The 12,691-nt window shown below is 47.1% G+C and carries 12 protein-coding genes and 4 tRNA genes; 3 read left to right on the top strand and 13 right to left on the bottom strand.

Going from position 1 to position 12,691, the window contains the following annotated elements; genetic code table 11:
* Positions 1-124: 124 nt before the first annotated feature.
* Positions 125-211, bottom strand: a tRNA-Ser gene (locus tag ACFQY8_RS00855).
* Positions 212-283: 72 nt separating this feature from the next.
* On the bottom strand, positions 284-1,282 hold the full coding sequence (locus tag ACFQY8_RS00860) for an EamA family transporter (RefSeq protein ID WP_377937710.1): 999 nt from the start codon (positions 1,280-1,282) through the stop codon (positions 284-286).
* Positions 1,283-1,364: 82 nt separating this feature from the next.
* Here ACFQY8_RS00860 and dinB point away from each other — a divergent pair, with 82 nt between their 5' ends.
* The gene (gene dinB, locus ACFQY8_RS00865; RefSeq protein WP_377937712.1) at positions 1,365-2,630 is read left to right on the top strand and encodes a DNA polymerase IV; all 1,266 of its coding nucleotides are present in this window, start codon (positions 1,365-1,367) and stop codon (positions 2,628-2,630) included.
* Positions 2,631-2,682: 52 nt separating this feature from the next.
* Here dinB and fdxA read toward each other — a convergent pair whose 3' ends face one another.
* The 8 genes from fdxA to ACFQY8_RS00905 all read right to left on the bottom strand — a co-directional run bounded on the left by fdxA (position 2,683) and on the right by ACFQY8_RS00905 (position 6,242).
* Positions 2,683-3,024 carry a ferredoxin gene (gene fdxA, locus ACFQY8_RS00870; protein ID WP_377937714.1) on the bottom strand — a complete coding sequence of 114 codons (342 nt, stop codon included), beginning with the start codon at positions 3,022-3,024 and terminating at the stop codon, positions 2,683-2,685.
* Positions 3,025-3,076: 52 nt separating this feature from the next.
* Positions 3,077-4,336, bottom strand: a complete 1,260-nt coding sequence (locus tag ACFQY8_RS00875) for an FAD-binding protein (protein ID WP_377937716.1) — start codon at positions 4,334-4,336, stop codon at positions 3,077-3,079.
* A 93-nt stretch (positions 4,337-4,429) separates the two neighbouring features.
* Positions 4,430-4,597: a 50S ribosomal protein L33 gene (gene rpmG / locus ACFQY8_RS00880; RefSeq protein WP_377937717.1), complete on the bottom strand. Its 168-nt coding sequence runs from the start codon at positions 4,595-4,597 to the stop codon at positions 4,430-4,432.
* 42 nt (positions 4,598-4,639) lie between these two features.
* Positions 4,640-4,713, bottom strand: a tRNA-Met gene (locus ACFQY8_RS00885).
* A 1-nt stretch (position 4,714) separates the two neighbouring features.
* Positions 4,715-4,789 (bottom strand) — tRNA-Thr (locus ACFQY8_RS00890).
* Between the two features lies 1 nt (position 4,790).
* Positions 4,791-4,872: transfer RNA gene (locus ACFQY8_RS00895), tRNA-Tyr, on the bottom strand.
* A gap of 210 nt (positions 4,873-5,082) precedes the next feature.
* Entirely contained in the window at positions 5,083-5,376 is a 294-nt protein-coding gene (gene groES, locus ACFQY8_RS00900; RefSeq protein WP_377937719.1) for a co-chaperone GroES, read from the bottom strand.
* A gap of 71 nt (positions 5,377-5,447) precedes the next feature.
* Complete coding sequence (locus ACFQY8_RS00905) at positions 5,448-6,242, bottom strand: hypothetical protein (RefSeq protein WP_377937721.1); 795 nt, start codon at positions 6,240-6,242, stop codon at positions 5,448-5,450.
* Positions 6,243-6,422: 180 nt separating this feature from the next.
* Between ACFQY8_RS00905 and ACFQY8_RS00910 the strand changes: the two genes are divergently transcribed.
* Together ACFQY8_RS00910 and ACFQY8_RS00915 are read left to right on the top strand one after the other, a co-directional pair.
* Positions 6,423-6,605, top strand: coding sequence for an FmdB family zinc ribbon protein (locus ACFQY8_RS00910; protein WP_377937723.1), 183 nt, complete (start codon positions 6,423-6,425; stop codon positions 6,603-6,605).
* A 118-nt stretch (positions 6,606-6,723) separates the two neighbouring features.
* Complete coding sequence (locus ACFQY8_RS00915) at positions 6,724-7,521, top strand: SAF domain-containing protein (RefSeq protein WP_377937725.1); 798 nt, start codon at positions 6,724-6,726, stop codon at positions 7,519-7,521.
* 52 nt (positions 7,522-7,573) lie between these two features.
* Here the strand turns inward: ACFQY8_RS00915 and ACFQY8_RS00920 are convergent, their stop codons facing one another.
* From ACFQY8_RS00920 to ACFQY8_RS00930, 3 genes are read right to left on the bottom strand one after another with little or no spacing between them, the layout of a single operon-like run.
* A complete protein-coding gene (locus tag ACFQY8_RS00920; RefSeq protein WP_377937727.1) occupies positions 7,574-7,768 on the bottom strand; it encodes a BAG family molecular chaperone regulator 5 in 195 nt (64 codons plus the stop codon).
* Between the two features lie 26 nt (positions 7,769-7,794).
* A complete protein-coding gene (locus ACFQY8_RS00925; RefSeq protein ID WP_377937729.1) occupies positions 7,795-11,406 on the bottom strand; it encodes a helicase in 3,612 nt (1,203 codons plus the stop codon).
* Positions 11,406-12,431, bottom strand: a complete 1,026-nt coding sequence (locus tag ACFQY8_RS00930; protein ID WP_377937731.1) for an FHA domain-containing protein — start codon at positions 12,429-12,431, stop codon at positions 11,406-11,408. The genes ACFQY8_RS00925 and ACFQY8_RS00930 overlap by 1 nt, the downstream gene beginning before the upstream one ends.
* Positions 12,432-12,691: the final 260 nt, after the last annotated feature.

Consider the following 12,691-nt stretch of genomic DNA (forward strand, 5'->3'; position numbering starts at 1 on the left):
ATGGTTCATCCCAATAAATACAAGGGGTAAACAAGCATAACAGCAACACAAAATGTCCTATAAGCCAAAAGTCGTAAAGACAAGAAAAAAGCCCTCTCCCGAGAATCTCGAGAGAGGGCATATGCGGAGACGAGGAGATTCGAACTCCTGAACCACTTACGCAGTTAACACCTTAGCAGGGTGCCCCTTTCGGCCACTCAGGCACGTCTCCGTGTTGTATAACAACTTTGCTAGTTTATCATTTTTTAGAAATCGTGCAAATTCAAACTTTGGGGAGTGTCTTCTAATCTGGAATATCAATTTCTTCGACACTGCCATCTTCTTCATGTAGACCAACATGATGACGATGTGTCAAATCATGCGATGGTAATGGATCTTCATCGCTGGAGAAGCTCACTACTACTGCAAAAATAATGATTGCCACGCCGACATAGTCAAGCAACACCGGACGGTCTCCAAACACGAGAGACACTACAAGGTTCACGGCCGGAAGCACTGCCTGCATCACCGAAAAACGACTTGCCGTCACACGTCGCATCAAAATCTGATCCATAACGTACGACACGATGGATGCAAGAAGCGCGATGACAAGCATGAGAGCGACAAGCTTCACTGCGCCGTCACTCTCTTTCGCCCATGTTGCAGTGCGTGCCGGACGAATAACACCTTCCACAGCGGACTTTGCCAAAAGCACACTTTGTAGTATCCACCCCATAGTCATGGATAACGCTAAATTATCTAAGCCATTCCCACCATGTGCCACCTGGCGTCCAAGCACGATATACAAACCCCACAGTGCACCACTCGTGATAATTGCCACAAGACCGGGGACCGAAGAAGGACCTAGGGAGAAAATTGAAGTTCCAGCTAAAACAAGTAAGCCCACAAAAGCAAGCCCCGCACCCAAGTACTCGCGCCATGATCTACCCGTCCACACTGCCACAACGAGCGGTCCGATAAATTCAATCGCCGTCGCCACACCAGAATTTAATGAATTAATCGCAATGTAAAATACGCTATTCATGCCAGCAGTGGCTACACCAAGTACAGCAAGAACTATCCATGTTTTCCTATCATGAGGAAGATTCTTGCGTTTATCTGAGGAAAAAGGTCGCCGCCACATCATCATAATCAGCGCGGTAAATCCCATACGCCACCATGCTACGAGAATAGGATCAATCTGCACAAAAGCAATTTTGCTTAACTCATTTGCGAGCGCGATAGCTACGGTCTGTACACCTAAAAGGAAAAATACCGGCGATGTATTTGCTATATGGTTCATCCACTTCCTCACACCGCGATACTACACCGGGGGCGTCAACCTCATTGCATAAATATGCACAAGTACGTATTATCATGGTCATATGAGTACATCGCCACGCACTAAAGCCGTCAAAAAAGACTGGGGACATGATGCGTCCGGATGTACTATTTTACATATTGACATGGATGCATTTTATGCATCGTGCGAAACTCGACGCCACCCTGAGCTTCAAGGCAAGCCCGTCATCATCGGTACCGGAACACGTTCTGTAGTCTCCGCTGCGAACTATGAAGCTCGGGCTTTTGGTGTCAATTCTGCTATGCCCGTAGCGACTGCTCGCCGTTTATGCCCGCATGGCGTTTATTTACCTGTAGATATGGAATATTATCGTTCTATTTCACAGAAGGTTTTCGCAATTTTTGAAGAAGTCACAGATTGCATTGAGCATGTCAGTGTCGATGAGGGATATATGGACGTCTCTTCCGCTCTTCTGCAGTGGAAGTCGCCCGTAGCCATTGCTCAGTGGATACGAAAGACTGTCTTTGAGCGTCTCGGGCTGACTTGTTCTGTAGGCATCGCCACCAATAAACTCATCGCAAAGCTTGCATCTACGAATGCAAAACCCGACGGTATGCTTCTCATTCCTCAATCTCGTCAAGCTGAATTTATCCGCATGATGCCCGTTCGCGCTATACCTGGTGTTGGTCCTGCTCTTCAGCGTACCCTTGATAATTTTGGTATCTCTTCTGTAGCCTCTCTTGCGCAACTTTCTGAAGATAATATCTCACGCATGACGGGCTCCGCCATTACTGGACATATGCTCTATATGGCTGCACAGGGGCTCGATGAACGGCCAGTCGTCGTACATGCACCTGATAAATCAATTGGTCATGAACGTACTTTCCCCGAAGATACTCGTAACGCACACGAGGTCACAAATTTACTTCGCAAATGCTGCGATGCGACCGCTTCAACATTGAGAAAACGCGGTCTGGTCGCGCGCACACTCACCGTTAAGTTACGCTTTGCAAATCTCAAATACGTAAGCAAATCTTTTACTATGGAAACTCCCACTCAGTCTGCCTCTGAGCTTTTCGTATACGCTAAAAAACTTTTTGCTGAGCTTCTTCCCCGTGAATCCGAAGATGCTCCGCTACCCCAATTCATTCGGTTAGCGGGGATTGGTACGTCGAATCTCTCCCCCGTCTCCACCACTATCGTTCAGGCAAGCTTCGACGAGTTCATGGACTTTGACAAAGAATCACATAAATCACGCAGATTACAAAATTCTGCCAAGAAAACAGAAAAAGCGCTTGACGACATTCGCAAGCGCTTTGGGAAAGATTCAATTAATTTCGGAATTTAGTACTGACTATACGTACTCTATTTCCTACTTTTGACTAAGTTCACATGAGTGACTAATGCTGTTCAAACCACGCAGAGTTCACGTCAGCTGGCAGCTTTGCCACGTCAGCATGATCGTGGTCGATTGGACCAGCACCAGACGCTCCACCAAAATCACCCACTTCAGCAAAGTAATCGTCAGCCACAGCTTTGTACCACGCCCAATCCTCTGGTAAATCATCTTCATAGAAGATGGCTTCTGTAGGACATACAGGCTCACATGCGCCACAATCTACACACTCATTAGGGTTGATATAGAGCGTGCGAGGACCTTCATAGATGCAATCTACAGGGCACTCGTCTACGCATGCCTTATCTTTTACATCAACGCATGGTTCTGCAATCACATAAGTCATGAAAATTATCCTACTCTTCCATCATGTATCGTCAATGCGCGTGGCGTATTTTCTATATTTCTACGCCGATAAAAACCGGCTCTGGTACAAGTGTGATGCCATAGGTATCTCTCACGCCTGCGCGAATCACACGAGCGAGTTCTAGTATGTCATTACAATGTGCTCCACCACGGTTTGTCAGCGCAAGCGTATGGCGTGTAGACAGCCCTGCCGTCGCATCATCAGACACTTTGAATCCCGCTTTAAAACCAGCATGGTCGATGAGCCACGCCGCCGAAGTCTTTATGCCTTCTCGTCCGCCTGGAAGAGTTGCATCAAATTGAGGAGCACCATCAGGAAGGGTCTGCGCCACCTCCGTACTGATAATCGGATTCATAAAGAAACTTCCGCAACTCCAACGGTTACGGTCAACCTTTATAGTGCCAAAATTCGCGGCTACTTTACTGTCGGAAGTATTGGCATCATCTCCAGAGAGTTCCACAAAAGTACGCTGGATATCCTGAATGGTGCCTTTCATCCATGTATTCTCATATCGATGAGGATCCTCCACCATCCCCTTACGCATACGAATCATAAGCACGGCACGTCGAATATCATCAATATTAAAAGTTTGTCCTACTCCCACTGTGAGTGCTTTGGCAAGCTGACCCATTTGCACGGTATTTGTGTGCGACTTTGTGAGCTTAAACACGACGGCAAGTACGATGTAGCGTGGAGATGGGAAATACTTTGTAGTCGCAGAGTGTGCCCCAGACTGATACATGGATTGTTTCAAAATTGAGGTGCGATAGCCAAATTCCAGCGTATCGACGTCAAACGTGCATAGCTCGTTTTTCTCTCGGTCCCATAGTTCAACATATGAAACGCTTGAGGCAACTTCCTGACCATACGCACCAATGTTCTGCACAACACTTGCGCCAACGGTTCCTGGAATACCTGAAAGCGCTTCTACACCCGCAAAACCGTTATGCACACAGTACGATACAAAATCATCCCAATGAACTCCGGCATCTACTCGGATAGTTATGCTCTTTAGCAACGAATTTTCATCGTTAGACTCATCATCTACAACTGTAATACTGTGCCGAGCATCCCTCACAACCATTCCATCAAAATCATCATCGCTGACCAAAATGTTCGACCCGCCACCGATGACGCTCAGCAGAGTTTTCTCTTCATCAGCCTGCCTGACCGTCTCAATAAATTCTTCGCGTGTGCGCGGCTCTACGAAACGCGCAATACGTCCGCCGACACCTATTGTTGTGAGGTCAGCAAAGCTTGGTTGATTCTGTACATCGGGGATGTTAGCCATAATTTATAATCTATCTATCCTTGACCCTCAACGTCAAAATGGGCGTGAGATATGAAAAAACCCGGACTAGCCGGGCTCTTCGAAGTACGATATTTAGCGAGTCTCGCGATGGAGGGTCTGCTTACCGCAACGTGCACAGAACTTATTCAGCTCAAGACGATCTGGAGTATTACGACGGTTCTTAGTTGTCTGGTAGTTGCGTTCCTTGCATACGGTGCACGCCAGCGTAATGCCTGGACGAATATCGGCGCTCTTAGCCATTGTTCACCTTTCATAAAAATTGGTTCAGCCTTTCGGCTTTTGTAGCGAGAGAGAGACTCGAACTCTCGACCTTACGATTATGAGTCGTACGCTCTAGCCAGCTGAGCTATCCCGCTATGGAGCCTCGAGCGAGAATTGGACTCGCGACCTCTTCCTTACCAAGGAAGTGCTCTACCACTGAGCTATCGAGGCGTGGCTGATAGTGGATTCGAACCACTGAAGGCGAAGCCGGCGGATTTACAGTCCGCTCCCTTTGACCGCTTGGGAAATCAGCCATCGTTCCCACACTTAATGGGCAACTTGAATAGTATGTCATGAATTTTTGAGTGGTGCAAGTTTTCGCTTATGGCGTGTCGAAAACTTTTTACTCACGAAACGATATTCTCATACAAAAATCCTCAGACTACACGAAAGCAGTCTGAGGATTGCAATGCATATACAACCATACACGCCAAGGAAAATTTAAGCGCTAACCGAGCTTATCCTTAGTTCAAAATTGCAAGCACATCGCGAGCGCCAAGAATCAAATAATCCTCACCGCCATACGTTACCTCAGTGCCGCCGTACTTTGAATAAAGAACCTTATCGCCTACTTTGACATCCATAGGAATACGCTCACCAGCATCATTGCGACGACCAGGACCTACAGCGAGCACTTCGCCCTGCTGTGGCTTTTCCTTTGCTGAGTCTGGAATCACCAAACCAGATGCGGTCGTAGTCTCAGCAGCTGCCTGCTTGAGAATAATCTTATCTTCCAAAGGTGTAAGAGCAATTGCCATTGCTATCTCCTTTCATAATCCTTGTGGAACTCTATGCACAAATGTAGCACCAAAATGCGAAAAGTTGATAATCATACACTCAAGTTTTGCGGTGATTTTACTGAAGGCGCATTTATTTCTCTTTCCATTTCTCTATCCCTTGGTGGAATCCTTACCGGATAAGATGGTGGTACAGCAGTTGCTACTTGCTTTGTAGAAACAATTTCGCGGCTGTATACATCACCCTCATCGTCTATTTCCTCTATGGGTGATTCATCAATTCTGCGCATTTCCATAGTGTCTATAGAATCGACAGCAAAAGTAAGAGGAGTTCTTTCATCTCGCTCATATGTCAGTGATTCTTGAGCTAGAGAAGACAAGAAATCTGTATTAATTCCTTGCGTCACAGCTGAAAGACCACTCTGCTCCTGCCTACCAATCGTGCGAGCGCGAGCACGTGCAGTTTGAAGAGATTTCTCCCACTGACGAGCTTGCTCTGCCTGACGAACTCCCAGAGAAAGCACAATGCCCAGAAGGACTGTGGGAATGACGATGTATGCATAGCTAAAGTGAAAATACCATGCGCATACTGCGACAGCTATGATGGCACATATCAAGATGCTTACAAGAATCCTACGGCGTTGAACCGCTGCCTTACGCGCAGCGCGAACTTTAGTAACATACTCTGCTGAAGTATTTATCTGATTTCCTAAACGGACAGGAGAATCAGCTTTCCCATCAACGATGTGCAATGAACGCGAAAACTTATCTTGAGAATGCCGGGACGCATTTTTCAAACTTTTCACTGTCTTAGTAGGGATAATCCCCGCAAGAATAACCAATATGATAGCGATAAGCACTATGCCACTAAGAGAGTGAATATTCATATTCTCCACAATAAATGAGGTTCATCCCAAATATCCATACTAGACTCTCTATCGTGTCGCCTTCATGAGCATATACTACGCCAAGTGCTGTTGCATATATACCGTAAGGCGGGCGACATGTCAGAGCACGCACTAGTATAGACACGTTAGTAAGAGCTTAAAAGCGTATGTGGAGGAACCGTGCCTACTTATCATTATCGTTGTAAAAATTGCGGTCATGACTTTACTCGTATGCAGTCATTCTCCGACGCACCTATCACGGTATGTCCTCAGTGTGGTGAAAGCCAAGTACACAAAGTGTACTCAGTAGGAGGTATTACTTTCAGGGGAAGCGGTTTCTACCGTACCGACAAAAACTCGTAACTTAATGATGCAACTAGTAGTTATGGTGGTATACCTCTGAGCGACACGGTTATCCACATTCGTGCACATTCATTATTCCGAATCTGCATGCTGTAGTCATATCTGCTGAAATAGCGATATGACTTCCCCAACGCACAAAGCTATACGCCATCGTGATACGCAGCCAAGAAAGCTGCGAACTCGCCCTCGCAGACAATATTCTGCATCATCTGCACGATACTGCGCTCCACCTAGCGCATTAGCACAGTGGCTCTATCGGCATTTTTACTCAACTGCTCGTAAGCGATTTACTACTCATCGCGTAGTCAAGTTCCTCAGCATAGGGCTGTGCTGTGCATGCATTCTTACTACTTGCACAGTGCCACATATGGCAGCACGAACAAATTCAACCGTAGTCCTTGCTAGGCACATCTCAAAAGGCACCGTGATCCATTCCTCAGATTTACGTACGGTACCATTGACTTTACGAGTAAATCACAATGCGCTCGTTACTTCACGCTCAAGCATTGTAGGAAAGACAAGTGCTATTGATTTAGAAGCTAACTGTCCTATTCCCAAGTCTGCACTCCACAATGCGACTGCTGTACCAGTGAGCTACACAAGCATCGATGTACGCTTAGCAAGTTCTTCAGCTACTCTCACTCGCGGGCAACACATTACCCTTATCACCGCACGCTTAGACTCACAAGAGAACCAGTATGATACAAGCACCACACTTGCTCGTGATGCTATAGTCACTGATATCCCGCACCAGAAAGCGCACGCACAGTTCTGGGAAGGTGAATCATCGACAAGCACTTCCGCTGGCACTCATATCACTGTAGCTATGCCAGCTCAGGATGCAATGCGCGTACTAACAGTGCAAAGCGACTCACCTATTATAGCCGTTTCCACCGCTACTCATGTCGATAAATAGCTAAGAACAGACAATGGGAGAACGTCCAGTGATAGATAAATTCATCAAACGTCTATTTTCTTTCCTCATCAAATACTGCAAAGTGTGGTGGAAGTTGCGATAGGATGCGCTGATCATCCTCGGCATCACGATTAAGGCGATCTACAGCCTCCGACGGGTCGAGTTTGACACCATCAGCATCAAACCACTCTGTCCCTTGTCGTATCACACGTTTGTGAGGTCGATTACTTCTCTTCAGCGGTCTCATCTCTCCTTCCCCGTGTCCTTGCGCTGCTATTTCTCATCGCTCAAACGCGCAAGATATGCAACGATACGGTCCACTTCTTTCTCGGGATTGACGAATGCGGCGACAGACCACACGTACATCACAGACCAGCCAAGCGACTCAAGATCTTCCACCATGAAACGATGACGTTGCCTCGTTGAGGAGACATTCATGAAGTTTTTGTCATCGGTGCATACTGCTAAGGCATATGCTTGCCCAGGCAAACCGACTACCAACGGTATAGTCTGCGACTCTGTAAATCCGTAGTTTACCGCTACGCGTAATCCACGAGCGCGCATACGTTCTGCTAAATCGTTCAGGAGAACGTCATCCTCATGAATATGTTCCACGGCACCTTCAGCATTCTTATCCAGATTCTGTGCCCATGAGAGAAGCTTCTTTAAAAGCTGTGGTCCACGCTGGTGAAGCCTATCATCTTCCATTTCTACTGCCGTGAAGGAAGAAACGATATCAAGCTGATTGTGAGCTAGTGCAAGAGCATCAAGCAGCATCCCTTCACCATTTGAATTTTCCAGGGCTCCGAACTGTTGAACTAGGCGACCGTGGGTTGTTTTCGCAAAGCCCATAGTGATGATGACATCTGTCGAATCCATTCCCGCCACATCGGTAATAGTTATAACAGCAACGTGATGAAGGAACGAGCGCAACTTCGCATCCTTGGAAGCCAAGGATTTGAGTTCTGCCCCGACACGTTGGCGATGCGTATCATTTAAGCACACTACTGTAAGCTTGTAGCCCTGAGGCACCACTTCACTATGTGATGCTCGCTCTTCGATGATAGAGGCGACTTTTTCAATCTCTTGCCGACTTGTCTCCACAATGCCGCTAGCTGCAGACGGCACACCATTCGCTGGAACGTGAGTAAACGTCACTGCATACATATCTTGGTCTGGTACCGCTGCGCATGGCAGTACTCCAAAACCTGTGTCGCGTAAGAATTGAGAGAGACGAGCGTCACGCTTAACGAGTCGTGCACTCGCTTCTACACGAGGCAGGGCATCAATGAGCATTTTTACTGATGACGATGAAACTGTTTCTTTATGAGCTAAGACAACAACAGTGCGTACACGCGCTAAAATGCTGAGAAGCTCAATCGGCTCAATATGCGCACATGCATCAATGATAGCTACATCTGCAATCTGTGCTTCATAAGAAGTCTGTGCTGCCACAGCCACCGGCATACCTACAATAATCGGTTTTGCCGCCCGAGTAATCTGCGGATACATGCTCGCAATCGTGGCATAGCGCATCGTCGGCTGTACTGTCAATGCTGCATGAATAGCATTTGCATCATTAGAGTGCGCATATACCGTTTGAGATAATCTTTTCATCAAAGTTTCGTGGACATATGCACCGATAGAGCGGGCGTGCTCCGTATCAACTTGAGTAAAGCGTTCTGTCGCAGCGGAAAGTACAGATCCATCTTGATTAGAGATGATAGGCGATGCCTGCACGATGCTCTCGAACACCGTAGTCCACCATGCTAAATGCAATTCGTCAGGAGCTACACTCGGCTTTACCCGACGGCGACGTAAATCGTCAATGAGAGCATCAAGACCTGCGGCGCTGAGCTCTACTTCAATGCTTGTCCGCTCTGGAAGAGTTTCGAGAGCGTTGCGATCGTTGTAGAGAGCTCGTAAGTTCTTTTCAAGAGTTTCGAAATCCATTCCCGAAAGATTCCCGCCCATCGGTGTGGTATCAAGAACATTGCTCAGGGCTGTCACGTCACGCTCAAGACTACCCTGAGTCTCAATGATGTCATCTAACCGCGGTGGGAGTACAGGCCATCCACCGCGTGGCACAAATTGTCGCCACAAGTCCGCTTGCTGACGAACTACGACCAATGCGTCATGAAGATTAAGCACGCCGGCCCCAGCACGCAGGAGGCTCTTCGCCTCTTTCGTATGACGACGACGTTCCCAGTACCCCATAGTACTGTTACTTTCTTTACGTTCCTCTTTGGAAGCCGTGGCCTCAATCATAGAATCAATGTCACGTTCAAAAATTGCCGGTTGGAAGACGTCGAGGACCTTACGCAAATTTCGCAAAACATGGACTTGCTTAGCCCATTTGCTTGGAGTCTCAGGTACAGGGAACCCACACGTCTGCGCTGTGGTCGCAATGTGCTGCCGAATAGCTGGCAATGTCGTATCAAGCAATCGTTCTACACGCTGGTAGGATGTGAGCGCTTCACCGCTCGTATAGAGTGAGGCTTTAAACCACGGAGTATCTTCTGCCGTAATAGTATATTCACCAAGTTCTCCTGCACGAACTAGCTTCTTGTCCCATTCTTCTTCATGCCCGACGATGGCACGAGCGGCATCTACACTTAAACGAACATGTGTAGAAGGATGACTTGGGAGTGCAGAAAGGCGAGCCAGATTTTCAATGGTCTCGTAAGCACTTACACCCCACTGATCATTTTTCTCGTGGAGGTCCGACAAATACTTCGTCAAACGCCCCCGTACGCCTACTAACTCATCAGAGAGCTGATTGAAGCGATTAAATGCACTTCCCGGCTGGAAACTTACCGCAGATATAAGCTGACAATCGATAGATGCTCCCACGAGAGAGTCAGCGATGTCGACAACGAAACTATCCATGTCATTATCACGCATCGTACGCAAAAAATTACGCTTTTGCTCAGACACACCCGGCGCGTACAGTACAGACTTCCCGCTCATGACAGCATGTGAAGCTATAGCTGCTGCTTGATGGACACTATCATATGCAGCAGGTAAATCGACGAAAATTGACGTTCCCGACGTCGCAACGCGCGCTGCATATCGGGTAATATTATCAACATCTCCCACTTCTACTTCATCATGCGGATCTATGTCAGATGAATCATATTCTGGTAGCTCCTGCTCACGTAGCTTCTGTCGAGCCTCTTCAGAATCATTGAGGCAATCAAGTAAAGCATTACCTGTAGGTCCTTGCTCAAGATGAGAGAGAATCTTGTCGGCATCAGCGAGCATGAGGGTGGAGGAACGGATAAAGCAACCAAGAATCAGCGTATTGTCAATTGCGAATTTATCAATTAAGCTTCCCACACGACTGCGGATTGCATGGAACACACTGTCACTATCGATGCTGATACCTTCCGAATGAGACTCTTGAAGAATATCTTCCATCTCAACGTCGATACCAGCAACGCGCAAAGCATTTATCAATGCCTCATTAAGAGTAGCAGGACCCGTAATGCGAATCTGAGCATGTGCCAAGGACCCGTCTTCCTGCTCCTCAACGCGGATAGGATAGAGCAGAATAGGAATATTGTGCCCCGGCCATACAGCTGAGCCCACACTCAATGAGATTTGAGCAGTGCCTTCGTTGTGTTCCTTGTTTGCCTTGTCTTCAAGGACTCGAGCAAGCTTACGTTCGGTCGCTTTGAGCATGCCGTTATCACGATACAGTGAGTCCAAATGTGCATGTCCGCTCGAAAACAGCTGAGCAATCCCTGATGGATGAGCATGGTTCAAGTCAAGACGTGCCGATAATTGATTCATATCTTCTACTGGTGCGCTACCATGATTGGCTCTGTAGTCGTTATACCATGATTTCAAAGTTTTCATGCGCATGTCACGTTCTTCAACCATTACCTAGCACTCTCTTTCCATGCGAGATAGCCATCATTTGTTTTCAGTGCTGTATCAACTTCCGAACTATTCTGAGCCTCTAGCCACGCATACAAATCATCATACAAGAACGGGTTCAATGCGAGGAAAGAGCGCAACTGTGGAATTTGCGCGATATCAAACTGAACGTTATAGTCTCGTGTAGATTTCGCTTCATCACTAGAGTGACCATCAATCTCAATGACATCATTTTTATGTCCGAATTCTCCACGAGAAAGTCGGTCAAATACTGAACCAGCTTCATACACTGGCATATATCCCGAGTCTTCCGTCACTGGAGCTAGTCCCGTAACTGCAGACTCGACACTGGTAGGCAAAGTATATTTTTCTTCGCCATTATCTGCGCTCTCTCCATCAGCAGTACCTGCAGATTCTCTCGTATCAGGCTCTCTCATATCAACATCTGCAGTATCAGTAGAAGTTGACTTCTCCTCTGTCTCATACATTGAGCGAGTATCTTGCGCCGCAAAAACAGCCGTCGGCTCTCCAGCACGGAGATCTAATATGTCATCGACAGACATCGACGTGACAGGAGCATCCTCAAGTGTGACCTCGGACTTGTAGGAGAAGAGATTCTGTACTTCTTCTCTTCCAGTTTCCTCCTCATGCCAAGAAGCACTGTCTAAGCTTCCTGTAATAGCAAACTTCACGTCACCAAACTGTCCCTGAAGCTCTTCGCTCAGAAAAGTATAAGGATTTTCCGCAGGCACGCGCAAAAGCGAATTGCCATGCCCTATTACATAAGTACCGTTCGTGGAATTTAAGTCAGTGAGAACTGCCGACTCCTCAGCAAAATCAATACGTGCATGATTCTTCGACATCGACTTCGTTTCGTCAACAACGTCCATGCGTTGAGCGCCTGGAGCAACTTGCACTGGTCGTATAGGCTTTCGTCCAATGACCACTACCGCTGGAGCAACTACTTTCAAAGTCTGATCATTGACAGTTATCGACCAGGTGGCCACGCGCGAAGGAGAATCAGTCACCGCACAACACCTCACTTAATTTCTGACAGTACAGCTTCACTATAAGTCTTCTACTGTTTTATTGTACCGATGTCACTGATATATGTTTTACCTGTCCTGCGCTTAAGACCGACAAATGAATACCGCAATAAGCAGAGTATTGAGCCCTATCTAACTTATATGCGCGCGGCACGTATGGTGCGGCACATATACAAAAAGTCCTGCAACCGTAGAGGTTAGCAGGACTAGTGTAAACCTTGAAAATTTCTTTAAGGAAGAAA

Origin of the sequence: Alloscardovia venturai, from assembly GCF_042676605.1 — a bacterium.
Classification (GTDB): domain Bacteria; phylum Actinomycetota; class Actinomycetes; order Actinomycetales; family Bifidobacteriaceae; genus Alloscardovia; species Alloscardovia venturai.

What these genes read in the sequence shown, in the direction of transcription:
- fdxA (WP_377937714.1), bottom strand. Translation starts at nt 3,024, where the DNA reads ATGACTTATGTGATTGCAGAACCATGCGTTGATGTAAAAGATAAGGCA.
- ACFQY8_RS00860 (WP_377937710.1), bottom strand. Translation starts at nt 1,282, where the DNA reads ATGAACCATATAGCAAATACATCGCCGGTATTTTTCCTTTTAGGTGTA.
- ACFQY8_RS00905 (WP_377937721.1), bottom strand. Translation starts at nt 6,242, where the DNA reads ATGAATATTCACTCTCTTAGTGGCATAGTGCTTATCGCTATCATATTG.
- ACFQY8_RS00920 (WP_377937727.1), bottom strand. Translation starts at nt 7,768, where the DNA reads ATGAGACCGCTGAAGAGAAGTAATCGACCTCACAAACGTGTGATACGA.
- ACFQY8_RS00875 (WP_377937716.1), bottom strand. Translation starts at nt 4,336, where the DNA reads ATGGCTAACATCCCCGATGTACAGAATCAACCAAGCTTTGCTGACCTC.
- dinB (WP_377937712.1), top strand. Translation starts at nt 1,365, where the DNA reads ATGAGTACATCGCCACGCACTAAAGCCGTCAAAAAAGACTGGGGACAT.
- groES (WP_377937719.1), bottom strand. Translation starts at nt 5,376, where the DNA reads ATGGCAATTGCTCTTACACCTTTGGAAGATAAGATTATTCTCAAGCAG.
- ACFQY8_RS00925 (WP_377937729.1), bottom strand. Translation starts at nt 11,406, where the DNA reads ATGGTTGAAGAACGTGACATGCGCATGAAAACTTTGAAATCATGGTAT.
- ACFQY8_RS00915 (WP_377937725.1), top strand. Translation starts at nt 6,724, where the DNA reads ATGACTTCCCCAACGCACAAAGCTATACGCCATCGTGATACGCAGCCA.
- rpmG (WP_377937717.1), bottom strand. Translation starts at nt 4,597, where the DNA reads ATGGCTAAGAGCGCCGATATTCGTCCAGGCATTACGCTGGCGTGCACC.